The following is a 24,215-nucleotide window of genomic DNA, read 5'->3' as shown; positions in this document are numbered from 1 at the left end:
TGCCCGGTGCTGAGCCGAATTCAGTCTCTGGTTATGAATCACCGGGTTATGCGTGGGTTTGAGTATGTGTCACTGATTTTGTTCTGCCACTCTGAAGCTGCGCGATTGAAGCTGACAGCCTGCAGGTGTGCAGAGCAAAACGGAGCCCTGATCATACCAGTCTCCCAGTACGGTTCGCGTGGCATGCTGACCATCAATGGTTAAATCATGAACAGCCGGACGATGGGTATGGCCGTGGATCATATGGCTCACCTTGTGTTCTGACATCAAGTCAATCACAGCTTGCGGCGTCACATCCATGATGTCATAGGACTTCATTTGATTGTTGCTACTGCTGCCAGAGCGCATCTTGCGGCCGACAGCCTGGCGCCATGCCAGAGGTAAGCGTAAAAATAGCCACTGAATAAATGGGTTATGGACTTTTTTTCGGTAACGCTGATAGCTTTCATCCAGGGTACACAAGGTGTCACCATGCAAAATTAACGTTGGCGTACCGAACAGGTCAATCACTGTGTGTTCTGGTAATAACTTCACGCCCGTTTCGCGGCTGAATTGCTTGCCGATCAGGAAATCACGGTTGCCGTGGATGAAAAAACAGGGCACACCAGAATCCGTCAGTGCTTTAAATGCACGTTTGATCTGGCGATGGAAGGGATTGTCATCATCATCACCAATCCACATTTCAAACAGATCACCCAACACATAGAGTGTGTCGCACTGGGTTGCCTCAGTTGACATAAAGTGCAGAAAACAATTGGTAATATCAGGGCGATCCGCACTCAGGTGCAAATCAGCTATAAAACATATGGTCATAAGTATTGAGACAGGTGGCCGGTGTGAGCGGCCACCTTGGCAGGAAATTATTCTTCGATGGTCACAGAATTGATGGCAACTTCTTCAACCGGCACGTCCTGGTGCACGTAGCCCCAGTTACCTGTTGCGACCGCTTTGATCTTGTTGACGATATCCATTCCTTCAACCACTTCACCAAATACGCAGTATCCCCAACCATCCGGCGTTTCAGATTTGAAATCGAGGAAGTTGTTATCATTGACGTTGATGAAGAATTGAGAACTTGCTGAATGTGGCTCCATGGTACGGGCCATCGCGATGCTGCCAGTTTTGTTACTCAGACCATTGTTCGCTTCATTTTTGATTGGCGCACGGGTTTCTTTCTCAACCATGCCGGAGGCCATACCGCCACCCTGAATCATGAAGCCGTCAATCACACGGTGAAACAGTGTGCCATTGTAAAAACCGTCACGACAGTACTGCAGGAAGTTCGCACTGGTTTCTGGGGCTTTTTCTGTGTTGAGCTGGATTTTAATATCACCGAAAGTGGTGTGAAGCGTTACCATGAGCTTATCCTTAACTGGAGTGTATTGCATTAAACCCTGAATTCTAACGAACTAAGGCAAAGCGTCAATACAGTTTATACAGGTGAACCGGGTTAATTCTATAACTATAGAAGAGGGTTGGGATTGGTAAAATCGCGACCGCGCCAGCAAAGCATGCAAATCTCGCTGAACCTAGCATCTTGAGGCGACTTGGGTATAATCAGCCCTTTGAATCGTAACCCCTGAAATGAGTAATTATCAGACATGTTAAAGATCTATAACTCACTGACTAGACAAAAAGAGGAATTTAAACCCATAGTGCCTGGTAAAATAGGCATGTACGTCTGCGGGGTTACGATTTACGATTTATGTCACATCGGCCATGGACGCACCTTTGTTGCATTCGATGTGGTCTCACGCTATTTGCGATACAGCGGTTATGATTTGACGTTTGTCCGTAATATCACGGATATTGATGATAAAATTATCAAACGCGCAGCAGAAAACGGTGAAAGTTGCGAGACTTTGACTGAGCGCCTGATCGGTGAAATGTACGCCGATTTTGATGCTTTAGGCATGGCGCGTCCGGATATTGAGCCGCGTGCAACTCAGTTTATTCCGGAAATCATTGCACTGTGTGAGCGTCTGATCGAACGCGGTTTCGCGTACGTGGCAGACAACGGCGATGTGATGTTTGAAGTCAGTAAGTTTGACGAATACGGTAAGCTGTCTGGCCAGGATCTGGAGCAGCTGCAAGCCGGTGCACGTGTCGACATTGAAACAGCAAAACGCAGCCCGCTGGATTTTGTACTGTGGAAAATGTCCAAGCCGGGTGAGCCGACCTGGGAATCGCCATGGGGTCCTGGCCGTCCGGGCTGGCACATAGAATGTTCTGCGATGAACTCTGCCATTCTGGGCGATCATTTTGATATTCACGGCGGCGGCTCTGATCTTCAGTTTCCGCATCACGAAAATGAAATTGCACAATCCTGCTGTGCCCATGATACCCAGTATGTGAATACCTGGATGCACAGCGGTATGGTCATGGTTGATCGGGAGAAAATGTCCAAATCACTGGGTAATTTCTTCACCATTCGTGACGTTTTAGGTCATTACGATGCTGAAACGGTTCGTTATTTCCTGATGTCAGGCCATTATCGCAGCCAGCTTAATTACAGCGAAGAGAACTTGAAGCAAGCGCGTTCCGCGCTGGAGCGTCTGTATACGGCACTGCGTGGCTTGGATACGGACGTTGCCGCACAGGGTGGTGAAGCCTTTGTCGCACGCTTTACCACGGCCATGGATGACGATTTTAATACACCGGAAGCCTACTCTGTGATGTTTGATATGGCGCGTGAGATTAACCGCCTGAAAGGTGAAGATCTGCAGGCGGCCTCAGCGCTCGGTGCTCAGTTGCGTGCACTGGGCGAAGTACTGGGACTGCTGGCGCAGGATCCAGAAACCTTCTTGCAAAGCAGTGCCAAGGCAGATGATGTGGCCGAAATTGAAGCTCTTATCCAACAACGCCTGGATGCCCGTGCTGCCAAAGACTGGGCAGCTGCAGATGCCGCCCGTGATACCTTGACTGCAATGGGTATCATTCTTGAAGATGGTCCGCAAGGTACGACCTGGCGCCGTAAATAACCGTTTATCGGATCATGGTAAAACTGAATGAGAAAGCCCTCGCAAGAGGGCTTTTTTGTGCGTGCTGATCCGGCTTCGTTATTCTGAGATCATTTTGAGACAGGTGCAGAGACGACCCTGTCATCCGGATGTGCAAGTTCGCTGCCGCAGTGTTTACAGAAGATGGCGTCGGGTTCATGCCCTGAGCGTGAGCAGTTCATGCATTTCACCAGGCTTCGGTGTAACTGACTCTGGTGGCCAATTTCTGCCGTGATAATACCAGTGGGGATGGCAATAATGGAGTAACCCAGCAGCATCGTGAAAGAGGCGAGTGTTTTGCCGAGATCTGTCTGAGGCACCAGATCGCCGTAGCCTACAGTTGTTAAGGTCACGATGGCCCAGTAAATGCTGTAAGGAATGCTGGTAAAGCCATGTTCTGGTCCTTCAATCACAAACATCAGTGAACCAAATACAGTAACCAGGATCGCGACCGTCGTGAAAAAGATAAAAATCTTGCGGCTGGATTGTAATAAGGATCTCAGCAGCAAATTAGAATCTTGCAGATAGCGAACCAGCTTTAGTACCCGAAATATACGCATGACTCGCAGTAACCGGATGACCATCAGGTAATGGGCGGCCGGGAAAAAAAACACCAGATAGGTGGGTAAAATAGCCAGCAAATCGACAAGGCCATAAAAACTCCGGGCATACGCGGCCGGCTTGGGAGAGCAGTACAGCCTGAGCAGATACTCAAGCGTAAAGATCAGTGTAAATCCCCATTCCATCCGGTAGAACAGCTGCCCCCACTCCTGGCTGATCGGGCTGACAGACCCGAGCATCAGTACAATGATCGATGCCAGTATGGTCAGAATGAGTGTGATATCAAATGCTTTGCCCGCCGGGGTGTGGGTGCCAAAGATGGTGATGTAGAGTTTTTCTTTGAGTGTTGAGTCGGACATAAATAACATCTGAGCGATTGAAAAATAAAGCATACTTAAGAGTCGCGGCCTTTGCCAGAGCCATTTCCGCGCGATGTGCGCCTGCTGCCGGTAAGCGCTGACTCAGTTGACAGCAGCAGGAGAAAACAAGCTTGACTGCTTCTATTTCACTGTTTTTCTTTGTTATTCCTGCTTTCTCTACTAGATTTATGCTCGATGTTGCTTATTGGCAGTAAAAAAGTCATACAGTGACATTGTCGTTCTGAGCCTTACTGGATTAGGCTTTATGTGGTGTGAATACTACCCATAACGGGGTATTTGCCCGTAGCCGTTTGCGGGAGCTAACTCTGTTCTTTCGTTGTGAAATAAAATTACCGGTGTGAAATTTATTTTCATGGTGGCGAGTGTGTAAACATTTGTTTTGTGAATGATTTCAATTGAGTTGCTTTTTAAATAATTGACTTGATTGCTTTTTTCTGGCTTGTGACATCGTGTTGATGTGTGCGTTTAGCATGATCCAGATCAAGTCTCACCTGGCAATGAAGTCATAAAATCAGTTTTGAAAGCAATTTACTAAGTGTGCTCAATTGGCGTGAAGCGCTCTCATGGCAAGGAATCAGAGACGTATCCTTACTAAAAAGTTTTCAATCTTAAAGTTAGGAGTTTGACTATGCCTGTAACGAATTTGGCAGAACTCGATGCAATGGTTGCCCGTGTAAAAGCCGCACAGAAGATATTTGCCACCTACTCGCAGGAGCAAGTAGACAAGATTTTCCGTGCCGCCTCTCTGGCGGCAAACAATGCTCGTATTCCTCTGGCCCAGCAAGCCGTACAAGAGTCCGGCATGGGGATCGTTGAAGACAAGGTGATCAAAAACCACTTTGCCTCTGAATTTATTTACAACAAATACAAAGACGAAAAGACCTGCGGCATTCTGGAAGAGAATGACGAGTTCGGCACCATCACCATCGCAGAGCCTGTCGGTATCATCTGCGGCATTGTGCCCACGACAAACCCAACCTCAACAGCGATCTTCAAATCCCTGATTTCACTCAAAACCCGGAACGGTATTATTTTCTCTCCGCACCCACGGGCGAAAGCATCCACCAATGCAGCGGCGAAGCTGGTGTTGGACGCAGCCGTCGCGGCTGGCGCGCCGAAAGATATTATCGGTTGGATTGATCAGCCTTCGGTTGAGCTGTCTAACGCTCTGATGAAGCACCCGGATCTGAACCTGATTCTGGCCACCGGCGGTCCGGGCATGGTGAAAGCGGCTTACTCGTCAGGCAAACCGGCCATTGGCGTCGGCGCCGGTAACGTGCCTGTGGTGATTGATGAAACGGCCGATGTAAAACGTGCTGTGGCCTCTGTGCTGATGTCGAAGACATTTGATAATGGCGTGGTGTGTGCCTCAGAGCAGGCCGTGATCGTGATGGATGAAATCTATGACGAAGTGAAGGCGCGTTTTGCCAGCCACAAAGGCTATGTCCTGAGCAAAGAAGAAGCCGATAAAGTCCGCAAAGTGATTTTGATTGAAGGGAACCTGAATGCCGACATCGTCGGCCAGCCCGCAACAAAAATTGCTGAAATGGCCGGGGTGTCAGTGCCTGCAGATACTAAAGTGCTGATTGGTGAAGGTGAGGCCATCACGATTGATGAAGAGTTTGCTCATGAGAAACTGTCGCCAACCCTGGGGATGTTCCGTGCCAAAACCTTCGAAGATGCAGTAGAGATGGCTTGCCAGATGGTTGATCTTGGCGGTATTGGTCACACCTCGGGCTTATACACCAATCAGGATATCAATGAAGATCGCATTAAGTATTTTGGTGACAAGCTGAAAACCGCGCGAATTCTGGTGAATATCCCGACGACTCATGGCGGGATTGGTGATCTGTACAACTTCAACATCGCGCCATCTTTGACTTTAGGCTGCGGTTCATGGGGGGGGAACTCTATCTCTGAAAACGTAGGGCCTAAGCACTTGATCAACAAGAAAACAGTGGCGAAGCGAGCTGAAAACATGCTGTGGCACAAATTGCCTAAGTCCATCTACTTCCGCCGTGGCAGCCTGCCTGTGGCGCTGACGGATCTGGAAGATAAGAAACGTGCCTTTCTGGTGACCGACCGCTTCCTGTTTAATAACGGCTATGCTGATGAAGTGATGACATTGCTCAAAGCACAGGGCATTGATGTCCATGCTTTCTACGATGTGGAAGCCGATCCAACGCTCACCATAGTCAAAAAAGGTGCGGAAGCAATGAAGAGCTTCCAGCCTGATGTGATCATTGCGCTGGGTGGTGGTTCACCGATGGACGCCGCGAAAATCATGTGGGTGATGTATGAACATCCGGAAACCCACTTTGAAGAGCTGGCGATGCGCTTTATGGATATCCGTAAACGTATCTACAAATTCCCGAAAATGGGTAAAAAAGCGGAGTTGGTGTGTATTACTACCACATCCGGTACGGGCTCTGAAGTGACGCCGTTTGCGGTTGTTACTGATGACGAGACAGGCGCGAAATACCCGCTGGCTGATTATGAACTGACACCACAGATGGCAATCGTCGATGCCAATCTGGTGATGAACATGCCCAAATCACTGACGGCTTTCGGTGGCTATGACGCGGTGACCCATGCGTTGGAAGCCTATGTTTCTGTGTTGGCAAACGAGTATTCAGATGGCCAGGCATTGCAGGCACTGCAACTGCTCAAGCAATACCTGCCTTCCAGTTATGCCAACGGTGCGAAAGACCCGATTGCCCGTGAGAAAGTTCATAACGCGGCAACCATCGCCGGTATTGCATTTGCCAATGCCTTCCTGGGCGTGTGTCACTCTATGGCGCACAAGATCGGCGCAGAGTTCCATATTCCGCATGGTCTGGCAAACGCCTTGCTGATAGCGAATGTGGTGCGTTATAACGCCAACGACAATCCAACCAAGCAGACGGCTTTCTCTCAGTACGACCGCCCGCAAGCGCGTCGTCGTTATGCCGAAGTGGCCGATCACCTGGGCCTTTCTCAGCCCGGTGACCGTACTGCACAGAAAATTGAGCGCTTGCTGAGCTGGCTGGATGCGCTGAAAGATGATTTGGATATTCCTAAGTCCATTCAGGCGGCAGGCGTATCAGAATCTGACTTCCTGGCAAAACTGGATGAACTGGCCGTTGAAGCCTTTGATGATCAGTGCACCGGCGCGAACCCGCGTTATCCGCTGATTAGCGAGCTGAAAGAGGTGCTTCTGGCTTCTTATTACGGAAAGGCGTATGTCGAAGGGGAAACCTTTGAAGGCACGACTGTAATCAAGAAAAATGCAGATCAAAAGCCTGCTGAAGTCACCAAAGTGATGCCGGCAGCAAAAAGCAAGAAGGTTGCGGCTAAGGCTTGATAGTCTACCGGTTGAGTAAAACAAAAACCCGCCAGCTGGCGGGTTTTTTAATGCCGTCCGACAGATGACTGCCAATGACGTGAATGATTGCGAGGACAAGGGGGGAGCTCGCTGAGGTGTCAGGGTTCAGACCACTTCCGCTTCAATCATTCTGCCGTTGAAATAGTCGTTTGAGACGATGTACTCCGCGCTACGGGCAATTTCATACTGCATCGGCAGACTGAGCAGGGTGCTGGGGGGTAAGTCATGCCGCTCATCAAAAATCAGCGGGAAAACACCCCCGACACGAATTTTGTATTGCGCCAGTTCTTTCGACCAACTTTGTGTAAAACCCGCCAGCATGGCTTTGGAGCTGCTGCTTAAAGGGATGGGGTTTTCAGGCCGGCAAGCGGCTAAATTGATAATCACCCCAGACTGATGATGTTCACGCATATAGTTTGCGGTTTGTTTGCCAAAGGAAAGAAATGCAGAGGTGCCTTCTGTCATCAGCTGGCAAAATTCTTCCACTGAGGTCTGGGTCAGGAGCATGGGAATATCGACACCCAGCCAGCAGTTGATCAGCACATCAATTTTTCCGTACTGTTCGTGTACCGCATCAATGGCGCTGGCAATCGTGGCTTCTTTATTGTCGGACAGGCAAAGCGCATAGCATTCACTGCCGCGGGCCAAGCATTCCTGATGGTTCATGTGTAGTCGTTCACTATCTGTATCGACCAAGGCTATCCGTGCACCTAATGAGGCGAAATGGAACGATGCTGCTTTTCCTAGTGGGCAGCCTGCAGCAGTAATGAGAATAACTGAGTCTGCAATATTCATAGCGCAATCTTCCTGTATGTGGATACTCAGAAGTCGAACAGCAATGACGGCTGTACACCTTCACCCAAAGGATTCAATCAACGAATCACACCCCTATAATGTTAAATCTTAGTGAAGAGCGTCGGTAAAGCGGCATTCAATTGTTTGGCATATGACGCTTGTCACGAAATTTAGTACTTTGTGATATGCCACGAGAAATTTTCTTAATTGACTGAAAAATAACGGAAATGAAGATGAGGGGTGATCAGCAGACCTTAGCAACGGCGCCGTACATTTCAGCGGAACGTTTGGCCCGAATAAGATTCAGATAGAGATCCTGCGGAGAGCCTTTGATTGGTTCTGGCTGAGTGGGCGGCAGGCGGCGACGCTCATGCCCGGACAGATTATGGTACAGCTCTTCTGGTAAACCTTTCGTATCCTGAGGGGGAAACGTCATTGCAATAGGCTGTAACGAGCTGAGCAGTCGGGTGGCTGAAAGGCCGCCATAATGAAAAGCATTGGATTGTTCTGCACCCCGCGGGTAGCAGAATTCAGAGGTGGATAAAGGAGCCGGTTCCTGCAACTCAAAATAGGCCCGCAACTGTTCCTCTGTGGTTGCGGGCGGCAGTGGTTTTTCGGTCGGCGTGGTTTCCAGATAGTCCGGCGATAACATAGCCAGCATCAGTGCGAAGTCAGATCGGCGCCCTTGCTCAACCGCACGGTTAAGCTGGTTACCAAGCTGCACTTCGTTGATCAGCTGTGCTTTGTCTATGGTATGGATTTGCATGGAGTCCGACAGAAATTAAAACCAGTGTTAACTCTATCGGACAGGCAGTGAAAATCTTTAGCGGTAATGGCTATCAGATGGCTAATTATTAACCGATTGAATCAATGGCGTGTTTCATGCGCGATATCGCCAGTTCCAAAGTCTGACTGGTACAGCCAAAATTCATTCTGACAAATCCGGAATGGCCAAAATCAGCACCAGGTGAGAAGCCAACACCGGCGGCTTCAAAAAAGGCATGCGGGTTTGCCACAGGCAGGCCGGAGGCATCAATCCAGGCCAGGTAGGTCGCTTCAATTGGATGCAGTTTGAGTCCTGGCATGCTGTTGATAGCTGTCATCAGCCTGTCTCTGTGCTGACGCAGATAGTGCAGCTGGCTGTCGAGCCAAGGTTGGCAATCACGGTACGCGGCTTCGGCGGCGGTATAAGCCAGCACATTGACCTCAGGGACTATGCCGGCCCGTGTACGGTTGAAACGGCGTCGCAGTTCGAAATTGGGAATGATTGCCATTGATGCGCCAAGTCCGGCAATATTAAACGTCTTGCTTGGCGCTATCAGGGTGATGGAGCGCTGCGCGGCATCTTCATTCAGACTGGCAAAGGGAATATGACGGGCGTTTTCATTCAGGAGCAAATCGCAGTGGATTTCATCGGAACAGACATACAAGTCATGCTTTTTGGCAAAATGGTGCAGCGCCTCCAGCTCCTGCCGTGTGTAGACAGTCCCGCCGGGATTTAACGGATTGCAAAAAAGTAGCAGTTTGCTGTCGGCCGGGACCTCGGTTGCGTCCAGATCCATCAGCCATCGCCCTTGCTGTAAGGTTACGGGGGAGTAGGCCAGTGGGCGTGATGCGTATTTTGCCGCAGTAAAGAACTTGGGGTAGATCGGCCTGGGACTGACCACAGTCTGATGTGGCTCGGTACAGGCACGAACAGCCAGGTTGAGACCGCAAACCAGACCGGGTAAATAGACAATCCATTCCGGTTTGATCTGCCAGTGATAGAGTGTCGCCATGCGTTCAACCAGCAACTCACTCAGTGATTCAGGGACTGATCCGTAGCCAAAGACGCCGTGCTCGACATGCTGGTGGAGAGCTTGGGTGATCGCGTCCGGTACTCTGAAGTCACTGTCTGCTACCCACATTGGCAGAATATCTTTTCCCTGATACTTCAGCCACTTTGTGCTGTTACTTTTGGTGCGATCCACCGGCTGGTCAAATAAACGCAGGATCTCTGACATAGGCTCTCCAATAACCAGTTGAAATCAATGAATATGATGACTGAGCTATTATGCGCCGAATTGGCCTGAAGAAGAAAGCCCCGGTCAGAAACCGGGGCTGTTGAAGTGATCAGAACAGTGGTTTTGCACCAAACTGCTCGGCGGCATACGCGACGCGTTCAGCCGGTGTGGGCATTTTCGACGGCGTACCCAGGCTTTCGATGTGATGAAGTCGCGGCAGCAAGCCGCAGCCATTGGCTGTCTGGATCGCCAGACCCGGACGGGCATTCAGTTCCAGAACCATAGGGCCTTTGACTTTATCCAGTACCATGTCAGTCCCCAGATAGCCCAGGCCTGTCATTTCCCATGCACTGGCTGCCAGTTCCAGCAATTTAGGCCAGTTGGGAACGGCCAGTTCGCTGAGTAAACGTTCCGTGTCCGGGTGGCGCTCGACCGGCAGGTTAAACTGCACTGCACGAACCGCTTTGCCGGACGCAATATCAATACCCACCCCAACGGCTCCCTGGTGCAGGTTGGCCTTACCGTCAGAGGCTGAGGTTGAGCAGCGCATCATGGCCATGACAGGGTAACCTTTAAATACGATCACCCTGATATCTGGTACCCCTTCAAAGCTGAAGCCGTCGAAGACATTATCAAACTGGATCAGGTTTTCGACCATGGCCACATCGTTCTTGCCCCCGAGAGAAAAGAGCCCGGCCAGGGTATTGGTGATGTGTCTTTCAACATCTTGTTTATTAATCACCGCTCCGGACGGCTTGGTGTATAAGCCGTTTTCATGCTTGATAATGACAAGGATCCCTTTCCCGCCAGAGCCTTGAGCCGGTTTGATCACAAAACCCGGCCAGTCCCGCACCATGTCGTGAATCTCTTTCACGTGCACCTGGCTTCGAATGACCCCGATCAGTTCAGGCACAGTGGCACCTGCACGCTGGGCGATGATCTTGGTTTTCAGCTTATCATCGACAAGCGGGTACAGACTGCGGTCGTTGTATCGACCGATATAGCTGTGGTTGCGCTTGTTCATGCCCATGATGCCGCGCTCGCGCAGACGCCATGGCGTAGTATAACGCGATAAAAACATGGCTTAATCCTCCGCTAACGGCTTAAAGCGTTTGAGCTCACTCAGGCGGTAGCCTGTGTAGTTACCCAGCATCAGAATCATCGCCATTATAATCAGTTGCAGGCCGATAAAGTTAAAGGTCAAGTGACGCACCAGATCATTGGTCATGACCAGATAAACGATGATCGCCGTTAACAGCGAGCCACCACCCTGGATAAAGACTTCTTTCGCCCCTTCTTCTTCCCACAGAATTGACATCCGCTCAATCGTCCAGGACAGGATGATCATCGGGAAGAAGGTGATTGTCAGACCTTCTACCAGGCCAATTTTGAAGGCCACCACGGTGAAGATCGAAATAATGAGTATAACGGTCACAATGACGGCTGATATTCGGGCCACAAGCAGTAAGTTCAGCCGCGATAAGTAGCTGCGGATGATTAAACCTGTCCCGACAATCAACAAAAAGCCAAGCACACCGGTAATCAGTTGCGTCTGTACAAAGGCCACCGCAATCAGGACCGGCATGAAAGTCCCCGAGGTTTTCAGGCCCACGATGACCCGGAGGAAGACCACGATCAACGCGCCTATCGGGACCAGCATGATGGTTTTGAACATCGCCTGCTCTTCAATCGGCAGACTGTGGATTGAAAAGTTCAGCAGATCTTCCGCCTGGACTTTTTCACGGGTGGCCTGCTGCGGGGTAATATCCTGCGAAATGATCGAGAAGCTGATATTGGAGTTACGGCCACCGATCACATCCAGTAAGGAGTGACCTTGCTGATTCCAGACCAGTACATCGTTTGGTTTGCCTTCCTGGCCGGTTTGCGGATCGAATAAGTGCCATTTCTCACCGCCCCACACTTCAACCATAGGGCTGATGCTTTGACGACGTCGGCCATCTTCAAGCTGCAAGCCACCCACGATGCGGGAATTTATCCCTTCCATCGAGAGTAAAAAAACCACCACATTTTCCCGGGGAAAAGCATTGAGCAGCAAGGAAGCGTTTTGGTTATTCCTGTCATTGAGCTGTTTCAGAATTTCCCGGGTCAGTGTCAGATTATCCGCCGACAGCGTTCTTGCCTGAGCCAGCATGGCTTTGGCTGCTGTTTCCTGAGGATTATCCAGGCTGGGCGTCTCAGGCTTGCCTCTGGGTTTATCCGTCGAGTAACTGGCCAGCGGGTCGACAAGCATCTGTGTTTTGTAATACAGCACCTGTTTGCCGGATGCCTGACGAATTGACCATTCCGCCCGGCGTCCCTGATCGGTATCGATCAGTGCGACGCCATAACCTGGTGATGAGGTGCTTTCGTCGATTTGCGTGAAGCCCTGCTGTGATTCCGGGGCGGCCATTGAAACCTTGACCGGCTTGCCGATGGCATCAAACTCGACTCTGGCTTCCAGTTCCCACAAGGCACGTTCTTCGCCCGGTGTCCAAGGCACACCATAAATATCATGGCGGTAGAGACTCAGCGCTGTCCCGGCAATGACGAGCAAGGTGATGAGAAAATAAAATGGAATTCTTGACGTCATGACAACCTCTAATTTTTCCTTTATTGGTTGAAGCAAACGAAACGATGAAAACGAAAATGGGGCAATGACAGGTTGTCATGCCCCACGATGAAAACGGTTATCGTCCCTGGATGAATTGTTTCCCGACATCGACCAGTGCGACATCTTTAAAGAATTCCCGCCCTAGCAAGACCGGATAAGTCATTTGCGTACGGTCTGCCAGAGTAAACTGTGCTTTTTCATGCAATTTGCCGAGTTTCAGCCACATTTCAACGACGGGGCGCCGCTCGGTATCATCGGCGGAAGACTGACGGATTTTCACCCAGCGGACAATCGGGGCTTCCACGATTTGATCGGCAGGCTGATTCTCTTCGCCGCTGTGGCTGAGATTGAACTTGGCCCACTGCTTGCCATCCCGTTCAAAGATCTGGATATCCAGTGCGTTGATCGAAGAGGTTGTCGCACCCGTGTCAACCCGTGCTTTAAAAAAGGATTGCACTGAGTCCAGCCAGATCCATTCTTCTTCGCCCAGGATAACTTTGCCATGGGCAGTTTTAGGATCGATATCAATAGTTTTTTGTGGTACCGGCACTATTTTTTTCTCAACAATGACTTCAGGTTTAGACGATGAAACAGAAGCAACTTTATTCAGTTCTTCTGACATTGATGATAGCTCTTTTTCTAACTTAGCAATGTTTTCATTTTGTTCATTTATTTGTTGCGACATGCGATTCAGACGAAAATGAACATTGGTTTCCATCATTTCAATCGCAGTCAGTGTATTTGTTTCCCGCTGCGGGCTGGGTTCGGTTTTCAGCATTGAGCAGCCGGAAATTAATGTCAATGCAATCAAGGTAACGCTGCGGCCAAGCATGCTTTCTCCCAAAAGTGGATATCGTGTAATTATTTATTTTTCTTTAGGGGGCCGTAGTTTAGCGTACAAAAAAGGATGCGGGTAGCACCCTTTTGTTAACACTTAGTCAGGATTTACGGCCACCAGCACAGCACGTCTTGGGGCAGGGTAACCTTCGATTGTTTTTGAGGTATCTTTTGGATCGAGATATTCCGGCAGTGAATTATTTGTCATCCAGTCGGTAGAGCGTTGCTCATCTGTGGTGGTGACACTTTCATCCACAATCCGCACATCGACAAAACCGCTTTTTTCCAGCCAGACTTTGAGGGCTTTGGCGGACGGGAAAAAGTAGACGTTGTGCATTTGAGCATAACGGTGGCCCGGGACCAGCACAGCATTCTCATCGCCTTCAATCACTAAGGTTTCCAGCACCAGTTCACCGCCTTTGCGCAGCTGATTTTTCAGTTGCAGCAAGTGGTCAAGCGGCGAGCGGCGGTGATAGAGCACGCCCATACTGAAAACGGTATCAAATGCTTTCAGCTCCGGTAGTTGTTCGATACCCAGCGGCAGCAGGTAAGCCCGCTCATCCTGGCCCATCAGGCGACGGATTGCTTCGAACTGGATCAGGAACAGGTTCGACGGATCAATACCCACCGTCAGTGCGGCACCTTCACCCAGCATGCGCCACATGTGATAGCCGTTGCCACAACCGACATCCAGTACTTTCCTGTGTTTGAGCGGCGAGATGTGCGGCAGAACCCGATCCCATTTCCAGTCGGAACGCCATTCGGTGTCGATGTGAATACCATGGATATGGTACGGGCCTTTACGCCAGGGGTGCAGCAGACGCAGTAAGCTTTCCAGGCGTTTTTGCTCACCCTCGGCAACCGGCACTTCATTCATCACACTGACTTGGGTTTTCAGGTCGATAAAGTCCGGCTTATCGGTAGGAAACTTTTTCAGCGCCCGAACCCAGCGGGCCATGTCGCCGTGCTGGGCGGTTTCCCAGTCGGATAATTGCTGCGGCAAACTGTTCAGCCAGGGACGCAGTTGCTCGTCATTGGCCAATAAGCGATAGAATTCTGAAAAGCTAAACATGACGCGTCAAAATTACCTTTAATGGGTTGATTACTTGATGGCAAACATAGAGCCGAAATTGAAGCATTGGAACCAGACTTCTACGCTGCGAAAACCAATATCGGCCAAGCGCTCACGGTGGGCCGGGATGCTGTCCGGACGCATGACATGCTCAATGGCGCTGCGTTTCTGGCTGATTTCCAGCTCGCTGTAGCCGTTGGCACGCTTAAAATCGTGATGCAGGTCGATCAGCAATTCGTGTGCCTGCCCGTTCTCGAAGACATATTTCTCAGACAGGATCAGAATGCCGCCCGGACGCAGGCCGGCATAGATCTTTTCCAGCAGCTGGCGGCGATCTTCCGGTGCCAGAAACTGCAGGGTGAAATTCAGCACCACCACAGAGGCATTGTGAATCTCCACATCCCGGATATCCGCTTCAATAATGTCTGCCGGGGTGTCGGAACGGTAAGCGTCAATATGCAGACGGCAGCGTTCCACCATGGCGCGGGAGTTGTCGACACCGATGATCTTGCAACCGGGCTGCTTGATATGACGACGCATGGACAGCGTGGCAGCGCCCAGTGAACAGCCCAGATCATAAATCGTGGAATCCGGCATCGCAAAGCGCTCGGCCAGCATGCCAATGGCGGAGATGATATTGCTGTATCCCGGCACAGAGCGTTGGATCATATCCGGAAATACTTCGGCGACGCGTTCGTCAAAGGTAAAATCACCCAATTTATCGATCGGGGCGGCGAACAAATTGTCGTGGCCAGCCATTATCTCTTCCTCACACCTGATATCTGATTCTCGGACGGTTCCTTCCTGCATATCTCGCCGCACGGCGATTTATGGCTATGGGGAGTCCTTCTCCCGCTGAAAAGTCGCGTATTGTAGATAAAATAGCGCCAGTTGTCTTGTGGATTTACCGGGTGGGTCAGGCCGGGTTCAGAGCAGTGATACCTGGTCGCCACCTTGCGGTAATTTCAGCTCGGGCAGGGTCTGTGCTGTGCCGGCCAATTGTTGTGCCAGCTGGCGATGAAGCCGGACAGCCAGTTCCGGCGCAAAGTCGTTGTCGGGCGTATGAATGAACAAATAAGGCTGGCGTCCTTCACTCAGCCACAGGGGAAGGCGTTGTAACCAGTTGGCAAAAAAGGGATCGTTGGCGTCAAGTTCCGGATGACCAATGAAACGCACCACAGGGTGCATGGCGGTTGCAATGGCATGAACCGGCACTCTGGGCTTTTTCTGGTGGGCATCAATGACGGCCTCGCTGGTGGCGGGGGCGGAAAAAACCGGGCGGGTATCCATGATAATCCGGTTGGCCTGATGCTCGATGAGCAACCGGTTCAGGGCTTTTTCTTCTTCGCCTTTACTGAAAAAGGCCGGATGACGGACCTCAACACCAACCGTCAGCTCTGACGGCAGCTGTTTAAGAAAAGCGGACAGCGCTGGCAGTTCTGCAGGACCGAAGCTGGCGGGCAGTTGAATTTTCCAGATACCGGTTTTTTCTGCCACAGGCGCCATGACATGAAAAAATTCACCCAACTGGCCCTGGCAGTGCATCAGTTTATATTGATGGGTGATGGTTTTCGGCAGCTTGAAAGTGAATCGAAAATCATCCGGAGTGGCATCCGCCCAGTTTTGTACCGTGGCCGGCTTAGGTGTGGCATAGAAAGTCGTATTGCCTTCGACCGTGGAGAAGGTTTCAGCGTACCGGCTTAATCTGTCGGTTGAAGGGCAGCCGCGACCATAGAGACTCCGCTGCCAGGGCGCATGTGACCACATGGCCATGCCAATCTTAAGGGGGGAAGCAAAGGGCATTGAAAAACCTTAGTGAATACTTTTTATCCATCCGGATAGGAGATTGGCTGACATTGTGGAGAATATCCCGCCATTCGGTCAACATTCGCGGCTGGAAACTGGCTATTTTGCTTGATTTACGCCAGAGGTTTTTCCTACAGTGGTGTTTTTCATTTATAATACCGCGTTATTTTTATTTCGGACGTCAGTCAGGCCGCAACGGGCACTGATGATGGCTGAAACTGGCACAGTTGGTGTCTGTCATACCATTTGGGATGGACACACAGGATTGTAAGTAAACAGATCGGGAAATTCTTATGCGCACCCAATATTGTGGTCACCTGAACAAGTCCCATGCGGGACAAACCGTTGAGCTTTGCGGCTGGGTCAACCGCCGTCGTGATTTAGGCGGTCTTATTTTCATTGATATGCGAGATCGTGAAGGTATCGTTCAGGTAGTGGTTGACCCGGATATGAAAGATATCTTCGAGGTGGCGAACCAACTGCGCAATGAATTCTGTATCCGTCTGACCGGTGAAGTCCGTCAGCGTCCGGACAGCCAGGTCAACAAAGACATGGCGACCGGTGAAGTAGAAGTGATTGCCAAAGGCCTGGAAATCATCAACCGCTCCGATGTGCTGCCGCTGGACTTTAACCAGAAGAACACCGAAGAACAGCGTCTGAAATTCCGCTATCTGGACCTGCGTCGTCCGGAAATGAGCGATCGCATCAAGCTGCGTGCGAAAGCATCCAGCTTCGTGCGTCGTTTCCTGGATGAAAACGGCTTCCTGGATATTGAAACCCCAGTCCTGACCAAAGCGACACCGGAAGGTGCCCGTGACTATCTGGTTCCGAGCCGTGTGCACAAAGGCAGCTTCTACGCACTGCCTCAATCACCACAGCTCTTCAAGCAATTGCTGATGATGTCTGGTTTTGACCGTTACTATCAAATCGTGAAATGTTTCCGCGACGAAGACCTGCGTGCAGATCGTCAGCCGGAATTCACCCAGATCGATATCGAAACCTCGTTCATGACGGCCGACCAGGTGCGTGCCGTGACTGAGCAGATGGTCACCGAAATGTGGCAAGAACTGCTGAACGTTGATCTGGGTACTTTCCCTGTCATGAAGTACGAAGAAGCAATGCGCCGTTACGGTTCAGACAAGCCAGATCTGCGGAACCCGCTGGAGCTGGTGGACGTGGCTGATGTCCTGAAAGACGTTGACTTCAAAGTCTTCGCCGGCCCTGCCAATGATCCGAAAGGCCGCGTAGCTGTGCTGCGTGTACCGGGCGGTGCGGAACTGTCTCGCAAGCAAATTGACGAATACACCAGCTTTGTGGGTATCTATGGTGCCAAAGGTCTGGCATGGATGAAGGTCAATGATCGCGCGGCCGGTTTTGACGGCGTGCAGTCGCCGGTGGCTAAGTTCCTGAACGCAGAGATTGTTGCTGAGCTGCTGGAGCGGACTCAGGCTGAGTCTGGCGATATTCTGCTCTTCGGTGCCGATCGCAAGAATGTGGTTGATGAAGCGATGGGCGCCCTGCGTCTGAAGCTGGGTAAAGATCTGAAACTGACTGACGAATCAGCATGGGCACCTTTGTGGGTGGTTGATTTCCCGATGTTCGAAGAAGACGAAGAAGGAAACCTGCATGCCATGCACCACCCGTTCACCGCTCCGCTGAATATGACTGCGCAAGAGCTGGCGGCCAATCCTGCGGCAGCTAATTCGAATGCCTACGATATGGTCATCAATGGCTATGAAGTGGGCGGTGGTTCTGTGCGTATTCACAACGCTGACATGCAGGCGGCCGTATTCAATATTCTGGGTATTGACGCGCAAGAGCAGCAACTGAAATTCGGCTTCCTGCTGGATGCGCTGAAATTCGGTACGCCGCCGCATGCCGGTCTGGCATTTGGTCTGGATCGCCTGGTCATGCTGCTGTGCGGCACTGAGAATATCCGTGACGTGATTGCCTTCCCGAAAACCACGGCAGCTGCGTGTCTGATGACAGATGCGCCAAGTCTGGCCAATCCGGCCGCGCTTGAGGAGCTGGCAATTGCGGTGAAACTGGCTGCGAAAGACGAACCAAATACCGAAGCCTGATCCATCAGGTTTATCCGGGCTGGCAACTCTGCCAGCCCGATCACTCTTCAAAACATTGCAGTCTGCTTCTTACCATCTGATGGACGATCTCTCGCCGTGTTCTGAACAGTGATCAGCGCCTCCCAGTGACGCAACGCTGGGACAACACCCTCGATTAATCCGGAGCATTGTTATGGCAGGTCATAGTAAGTGGGCTAACATCAAACACCGTAAAGCGGCGCAGGACGCGAAGCGTGGCAAAATTTTCACCAAGTTAATCCGAGAAATCGTGGTGTCGACCAAAGAAGGCGGCCCTGAAGCCGACAGCAACCCGCGTCTGCGTGCCGCTGTCGATAAAGCGCTGTCGAATAACATGACGCGTGACACCATCAACCGTGCCATCAGCCGTGGTGCCGGCGGTGAAGGTGACGACAACATGGAAACCGTCATTTACGAAGGCTACGGCCCGGGCGGCACCGCGGTGATGGTTGAATGCATGACAGACAACCGCAACCGTACGGTATCCGGTGTACGCCATGCCTTCAGTAAAGCGGGCGGTAATTTAGGTACCGACGGCAGCGTGAATTACCTGTTCGAGAAAAAAGGGGTGATTTCTTACGCGCCGGGTCTGGATGAAGACGCCGTCATGGAAGCGGCACTGGAAGGGGGAGCCGATGATGTTGAAACCCATGAGGATGGTTCGATTGATGTCTACACCACACCGGCGGATTTTGGCCCGGTGAGAGACGCGCTGGACAGTGCCGGTTTTGAGGCCCAGAACGCGGAAGTCACCCTGGTGCCGTCCACTAAAGCCGATTTGGACGCAGACACGGCGCCCAAACTGCTGCGTCTGATTGATGCACTGGATGATCTGGATGATGTGCAGGAGGTATACCATAACGGTGATATCTCTGACGAAGTGGCGGAACAGTTGTAATCTGAATGGCCATTATTTTAGGGATAGACCCAGGCTCCAGAATCACGGGATACGGTGTTATCCGTCAGGTGGGCAGGCAACTGGAATATCTGGGCAGCGGTTGTATCCGCACCAGTTGCGATGATATTCCGGGGCGGCTGCATCAGATTTACGCCGGGGTTACTGAAGTGATCACCCAGTTCCGGCCCGATGACTTTGCGATTGAGGAAGTCTTCATGGGCAAAAATGCCAATTCAGCCCTGAAGCTCGGGCAGGCACGCGGCAGCGCCATTGTTGCCGCTGTGAATGCCCAGATCCCTGTCAGCGAATATGCGGCCAGATTGATTAAACAGGCGGTGGTTGGCAAGGGCAGTGCCGATAAAGTACAGGTTCAGCACATGGTCTGCCATATGCTGAAACTACCGGGTAAGCCTCAGGCGGATGCGGCAGATGCCCTGGCCGTGGCGATTTGTCATGCCCATACCCATAAAACCCTGGTGGCGATGGCAGGACAGGCATCTGGTTCAAAACGGGGACGATACAGATAGCAGCCACGTGCTGCTGAGTCAGATTATCCATATCCCTGTCAGGCATGTGTTCTGTTGGACGGATCAAAAAAAGCAGCCTTGTGCTGCTTTTTTCTTTGTTAATTCATTGTTAACTGAATATAGTGGTCGGAGCTGTTGGATAGTTCAAAAATAACAATGACAAGGATGACCAAATGTCCCCAGTCGCTTTTTGGCGCGGCCTGTTTTTGCCTTCGGCACATCAGTGGCAAGGCGAGCAGGCCCGTCTGGTTGATACCCTGCTATTTTTTACCCTCATCTCGTTTTTTGTCGGCCTGTACAGCTGGATAAAATGGTCAAGTCACGCGCACACCAGTCTGGTTATCACTTCTGTAACGCTGATTGGCTGTGAAATACTGGCCGGTTTGCTTGTCCGCTGGCTGAAACAGATTGAGCTCGCGGTGAACGTAGGTTTCCTCGGTATGGTGATCCATGCTGTGAATATCGTCTATCAAAGTGGCGGTATTGTTGTTTCTACTCAGGCCTTCTGGATGCCGTTGCTGATCGTGGCTTTTTTCCTGGCAGCCAGACCGATCACAGCCATGATCTGGAGTGCGTTGGTTGTCGTGATCTCGGGTTGGATGATCAAGGAATCTCTGGCCGGCCACGATTTTCCTCACTTGGTATTAACGCCGGCAGCAGAACGGCTGGAAACCTGGTCTGGCTTATTGCTGCCTCTGATTGTGATTGGTGTTGCTCAGGCTTTTACCGTGCGTCAGCGAGAAGCCGCGCTGGAAAAATCGTCTGAGGCTGAACGGGCCAGCTATACACTGGCTGAGCAAGCCAGAGAGGGTGAGCAGGCCTTGGGCAGCATTATGGATCGTGCCAGTGATAATGCCAGCCAGCTGGCGCAGTTAGCCGATGATTTGGAGCAGCAGTCGGATGCATTGCATCATCAGGTGAAAGATCTCAATCAAAACTGTCTGTCGCAGGCCAGTGCGGCAGAGCAGATGAGCCAGCAACTCGGACAGATGACAGAAGGGCTGGATGAATCAGACCGCGCTGTGATCGAATTGCGCCAGCGCAGCCGAACCATAGAAACTCAGGCCCAGCACAGCTCGGCATCACTGAACGCCTCGACGGAAGCGATCGCCCGCATCCTGCACAGTAATAATGAAGTCATGTCGGCTGCTGAGCTGATCACTGCCGTTGCCGAACAAACCAATCTGCTGGCATTGAATGCGGCGATTGAAGCCGCGCGAGCCGGGGAGTCGGGACGAGGATTTGCCGTGGTTGCCGATGAAGTCCGGAAGCTGTCTGCAAAAAGTAATGCTTCAGCCACAGAGATCCGCAGCTTGCTGGAGAAAAGCAAAAACGAAGTGCAGCAGGGGCAAAAAGTCATTCATGCCACGGCCACTGAGCTGGGCGGCATTATTGCCGAGATCACAGGGTTGTCTGAGGATGTGAACCGTCTGGCCGATACGCTGGGGATTCAGGTCCAGTCACTCAAAGAGCTCAATCAGGCCAGTACTGACGTGGCGCAAAGTGTGGTGCAGACCAACCAGGTTTCGGATCAGGTGGCTCAGCAGGGCGCTGAGCTGGCGAACCGGGTTGAAACCCTAAAAGGGCTCGCCGATAGCCTCAATGCACTGGTGTCACGGCATCAGGCTTGATCTGGTCTGTCATTTCTTGCCATACCCTGATAAAGCGCTGGATATCCATCCAGCGCTTTATTATGCTAGAGCCAATTTAATTTGCGAGATAGAGGCAAGGCAGTGATTGGCCGATTACGAGGAATCATCCTAGAAAAACAGCCACCGGAAGTGGTGATTGAAGCCGCCGGAATCGGGTATGAAGTTCAGATGCCGATGAGCTGTTTTTACGAATTACCGGAAGCAGGGCAGGAAGTCACCATCGCCACCCATTTTGTGGTGAGAGAAGACGCTCAGCTGCTGTACGGTTTTAATAAGAAAAGTGAGCGGGATTTATTTCGCGAAGTGATCAAAGCCAACGGCGTCGGACCGAAACTGGGTTTGGCTATCTTGTCAGCCCTGACAGCCAGTCAGTTTGTGCTTTGTGTGGAAAATGAAGACATTTCTACCTTAGTGAAGATCCCCGGCGTGGGTAAGAAAACGGCAGAACGTCTGCTGGTTGAAATGAAAGACCGCCTGAAAGGCTGGGGCGAGGGCGATCTCTTCACGCCTGCGCTGGATACCGCTGCCAGTCAGGCGCAGTCTGCAGCATCCGAGAAGAACCGGGCGGAAGATGAAGCAGTCAGCGCTCTGATTGCATTGGGCTATAAACCCCAGCAGGCTTCTAAAGTGGTGGCTCAGGTCGCGCAGGATGATATGCCAAGTGAAGTGATCATTCGTGAAGCCCTGCGCTCCATGGTGTAAGTGAGATTGTATGATAGAAGCTGATCGCCTGGTCTCGGGGAGTTACCCGGTCAACCGCGAAGAAGAGGTCATAGACCGTGCCATCCGCCCGAAATTATTGGAGGATTATCAGGGCCAGGATCATGTTCGTGGCCAGATGGAAATTTTTATTCAGGCTGCGAAACTGCGTGCTGAAGCGCTCGATCATCTGCTGATTTTTGGGCCTCCCGGATTGGGTAAAACCACACTGGCTAACATTGTCGCGAATGAAATGGGCGTCAGTATCCGGACTACGTCAGGCCCTGTGCTGGAAAAGGCCGGTGATCTGGCCGCACTCCTGACCAACCTTGAAGAAAATGACGTGCTCTTTATCGATGAGATTCATCGTCTCAGTCCTCAGGTGGAAGAAGTGCTCTACCCGGCGATGGAAGATTACCAGTTGGATATCATGATTGGTGAAGGGCCGGCTGCACGCTCTATCAAGATCGATTTACCTCCCTTTACCCTGGTGGGTGCGACAACACGTGCCGGTTCGCTGACTTCACCCCTGCGCGATCGTTTTGGCATTACCCAGCGGCTGGAATACTACAAAGTCGCCGATCTGCAGGATATTGTGCAGCGCAGTGCCCGGTGTCTCGGGTTGTCCATGGCGCCTGAAGGGGCACTGGAAATCGCCCGTCGTGCCCGGGGCACGCCGCGTATCGCAAACCGGTTGTTACGGCGGGTACGCGATTATGCAGAAGTAAAAAGTGATGGTCGTATCAGCGCCGAGGTGGCGAGCCAGGCGCTGGATATGCTGGATGTGGACAGCAGTGGGTTCGACTATATGGATCGGAAACTGCTGATGGCAATTATTGATAAGTTTATGGGCGGCCCGGTCGGGCTGGACAATCTGGCAGCTGCTATCGGAGAAGAAAAGGATACGATAGAAGATGTACTCGAACCCTATCTGATTCAACAGGGCTTTTTGCAGCGCACACCCCGAGGACGGATTGCAACCCATCGCGCCTATCTGCATTTTGGTCTGGATATCCCGGACAGCTGATCATACCGATCATTAAATGTTAAAAACGGAGCCCAAGGCTCCGTTTTTGTTTGTTTTTCACGCATGGTCTTGCCGGTAAATTCGGCTGACTCATCTCATATCATTAACAATTCCAGTCCGTGAATTTGGGTCCGGTGGGTGAAACCCTGATGCTTTACACCGACAAAATGCCGCAAGCGGTCCAAATACCTGATTCCGCCCACGAGAGACTGATTTTTTTGTTAGGTCAAGTCAGGGCAGTGATTGTTTAAAACTTCGCCATGACTGCCATGGCGAAACCGGGAAATGTTAATAGGACTCCCCTGATCTCTGCTGAGAAGTGATCGTTGTTTTGCCCGCCTGTGTGGTCATACCCGCTGTCTGAAGTCGACGTCATCACTTGATTTTTGGATTAGAAAAACTAATCAATAAATATTGTTGCCTTTATTTTAATCACACTGTTTTTACGCCCGTTTACAGGCGTTATCCTCCGTAAGGCCCCTATGATTAGCGGTTAACTTTACTGAGAAAATATACCCGTTATTTCTGGTGAGCCCGGTGTTTTGTTTACTGATTAAACGTGCATTTTTTGTAATTTTATAATTGAAAAATCACATTTTTTTAAAGTGTTAGATACAAAAATATGCAGTTGAGGAAAGTTTGATCTCCCGCATGGAAATGCCTTATCTATACGATTTAAATCGCGATCTGCCTGGCGGATCTGCGCGTTTTTAAGAAATACCTTTGAACCTGTGTGGCGAAGTCAGTAGTATTAGTTTCAGCTTATTCGGCTGTGGTTTTACATTAAAATCTATAATTCGAAACAAGTCTGCAACATTCGGTTTGTCGAGCGATTCGCTGGTCAGAAAAGGATGTTGTAAATCAGACAGGCGTGTTCGCTGGCGT

20 protein-coding genes are annotated in these 24,215 nt (G+C 51.0%); 8 read left to right on the top strand and 12 right to left on the bottom strand.

The window, feature by feature from the left end; genetic code table 11:
• Window positions 1–69 precede the first annotated feature (69 nt).
• Together lpxH and LN341_RS10155 are read right to left on the bottom strand one after the other, a co-directional pair.
• Window positions 70–813, bottom strand: a complete 744-nt coding sequence (lpxH, locus tag LN341_RS10160; RefSeq protein WP_046222313.1) for a UDP-2,3-diacylglucosamine diphosphatase — start codon at window positions 811–813, stop codon at window positions 70–72.
• 47 nt (window positions 814–860) lie between these two features.
• A complete protein-coding gene (locus LN341_RS10155) occupies window positions 861–1,358 on the bottom strand; it encodes a peptidylprolyl isomerase (protein WP_046222314.1) in 498 nt (165 codons plus the stop codon).
• 243 nt (window positions 1,359–1,601) lie between these two features.
• On the opposite strand from LN341_RS10155, the gene cysS reads away from it, so the two are divergent.
• Window positions 1,602–2,981 carry a cysteine--tRNA ligase gene (cysS, locus tag LN341_RS10150; RefSeq protein ID WP_234203214.1) on the top strand — a complete coding sequence of 460 codons (1,380 nt, stop codon included), beginning with the start codon at window positions 1,602–1,604 and terminating at the stop codon, window positions 2,979–2,981.
• Between the two features lie 89 nt (window positions 2,982–3,070).
• On the opposite strand, the gene LN341_RS10145 is transcribed toward cysS, so the two are convergent.
• Window positions 3,071–3,919 carry an ion transporter gene (locus tag LN341_RS10145; RefSeq protein WP_046222349.1) on the bottom strand — a complete coding sequence of 283 codons (849 nt, stop codon included), beginning with the start codon at window positions 3,917–3,919 and terminating at the stop codon, window positions 3,071–3,073.
• Window positions 3,920–4,568: 649 nt separating this feature from the next.
• On the opposite strand from LN341_RS10145, the gene adhE reads away from it, so the two are divergent.
• Complete coding sequence (gene adhE / locus LN341_RS10140; RefSeq protein ID WP_046222316.1) at window positions 4,569–7,283, top strand: bifunctional acetaldehyde-CoA/alcohol dehydrogenase; 2,715 nt, start codon at window positions 4,569–4,571, stop codon at window positions 7,281–7,283.
• Between the two features lie 126 nt (window positions 7,284–7,409).
• Here the strand turns inward: adhE and LN341_RS10135 are convergent, their stop codons facing one another.
• The 9 genes from LN341_RS10135 to LN341_RS10095 form a co-directional block, all read right to left on the bottom strand.
• On the bottom strand, window positions 7,410–8,099 hold the full coding sequence (locus LN341_RS10135; protein ID WP_046222317.1) for an SDR family oxidoreductase: 690 nt from the start codon (window positions 8,097–8,099) through the stop codon (window positions 7,410–7,412).
• A 244-nt stretch (window positions 8,100–8,343) separates the two neighbouring features.
• Complete coding sequence (locus LN341_RS10130; protein WP_046222318.1) at window positions 8,344–8,865, bottom strand: VC2046/SO_2500 family protein; 522 nt, start codon at window positions 8,863–8,865, stop codon at window positions 8,344–8,346.
• Between the two features lie 88 nt (window positions 8,866–8,953).
• On the bottom strand, window positions 8,954–10,102 hold the full coding sequence (locus tag LN341_RS10125; protein WP_234203213.1) for a MalY/PatB family protein: 1,149 nt from the start codon (window positions 10,100–10,102) through the stop codon (window positions 8,954–8,956).
• 109 nt (window positions 10,103–10,211) lie between these two features.
• Window positions 10,212–11,183: an alpha-L-glutamate ligase-like protein gene (locus LN341_RS10120; RefSeq protein WP_046222320.1), complete on the bottom strand. Its 972-nt coding sequence runs from the start codon at window positions 11,181–11,183 to the stop codon at window positions 10,212–10,214.
• Window positions 11,184–11,186: 3 nt separating this feature from the next.
• Window positions 11,187–12,692, bottom strand: coding sequence for an inactive transglutaminase family protein (locus tag LN341_RS10115; RefSeq protein WP_234203212.1), 1,506 nt, complete (start codon window positions 12,690–12,692; stop codon window positions 11,187–11,189).
• A gap of 97 nt (window positions 12,693–12,789) precedes the next feature.
• Window positions 12,790–13,545: an ATP-dependent zinc protease gene (locus LN341_RS10110; RefSeq protein ID WP_046222322.1), complete on the bottom strand. Its 756-nt coding sequence runs from the start codon at window positions 13,543–13,545 to the stop codon at window positions 12,790–12,792.
• 102 nt (window positions 13,546–13,647) lie between these two features.
• Entirely contained in the window at window positions 13,648–14,622 is a 975-nt protein-coding gene (cmoB, locus tag LN341_RS10105) for a tRNA 5-methoxyuridine(34)/uridine 5-oxyacetic acid(34) synthase CmoB (RefSeq protein ID WP_234203211.1), read from the bottom strand.
• A 30-nt stretch (window positions 14,623–14,652) separates the two neighbouring features.
• A complete protein-coding gene (gene cmoA / locus LN341_RS10100; protein ID WP_046222324.1) occupies window positions 14,653–15,381 on the bottom strand; it encodes a carboxy-S-adenosyl-L-methionine synthase CmoA in 729 nt (242 codons plus the stop codon).
• A gap of 168 nt (window positions 15,382–15,549) precedes the next feature.
• A complete protein-coding gene (locus tag LN341_RS10095) occupies window positions 15,550–16,425 on the bottom strand; it encodes a DUF72 domain-containing protein (RefSeq protein WP_046222325.1) in 876 nt (291 codons plus the stop codon).
• A 296-nt stretch (window positions 16,426–16,721) separates the two neighbouring features.
• On the opposite strand from LN341_RS10095, the gene aspS reads away from it, so the two are divergent.
• The 6 genes from aspS (at window position 16,722) to ruvB (ending at window position 23,330) form a co-directional block, all read left to right on the top strand.
• Complete coding sequence (aspS, locus tag LN341_RS10090; RefSeq protein ID WP_046222326.1) at window positions 16,722–18,509, top strand: aspartate--tRNA ligase; 1,788 nt, start codon at window positions 16,722–16,724, stop codon at window positions 18,507–18,509.
• A 172-nt stretch (window positions 18,510–18,681) separates the two neighbouring features.
• Window positions 18,682–19,425, top strand: a complete 744-nt coding sequence (locus LN341_RS10085; protein WP_046222327.1) for a YebC/PmpR family DNA-binding transcriptional regulator — start codon at window positions 18,682–18,684, stop codon at window positions 19,423–19,425.
• A 5-nt stretch (window positions 19,426–19,430) separates the two neighbouring features.
• Window positions 19,431–19,952, top strand: a complete 522-nt coding sequence (gene ruvC, locus LN341_RS10080) for a crossover junction endodeoxyribonuclease RuvC (RefSeq protein WP_046222328.1) — start codon at window positions 19,431–19,433, stop codon at window positions 19,950–19,952.
• Window positions 19,953–20,125: 173 nt separating this feature from the next.
• Window positions 20,126–21,583: a methyl-accepting chemotaxis protein gene (locus tag LN341_RS10075; protein WP_234203210.1), complete on the top strand. Its 1,458-nt coding sequence runs from the start codon at window positions 20,126–20,128 to the stop codon at window positions 21,581–21,583.
• A gap of 102 nt (window positions 21,584–21,685) precedes the next feature.
• The gene (gene ruvA, locus LN341_RS10070; RefSeq protein ID WP_046222330.1) at window positions 21,686–22,306 is read left to right on the top strand and encodes a Holliday junction branch migration protein RuvA; all 621 of its coding nucleotides are present in this window, start codon (window positions 21,686–21,688) and stop codon (window positions 22,304–22,306) included.
• A gap of 10 nt (window positions 22,307–22,316) precedes the next feature.
• On the top strand, window positions 22,317–23,330 hold the full coding sequence (gene ruvB / locus LN341_RS10065; RefSeq protein WP_046222331.1) for a Holliday junction branch migration DNA helicase RuvB: 1,014 nt from the start codon (window positions 22,317–22,319) through the stop codon (window positions 23,328–23,330).
• The last annotated feature ends 885 nt before the right edge of the window (window positions 23,331–24,215 follow it).

It is taken from the genome of Photobacterium sp. TLY01, from assembly GCF_021432065.1.
GTDB lineage: Bacteria > Pseudomonadota > Gammaproteobacteria > Enterobacterales > Vibrionaceae > Photobacterium > Photobacterium halotolerans_A.
The sequence above is the reverse complement of the archived record's forward strand: the minus strand, read 5'-3'. Positions and strand labels throughout refer to the sequence as shown.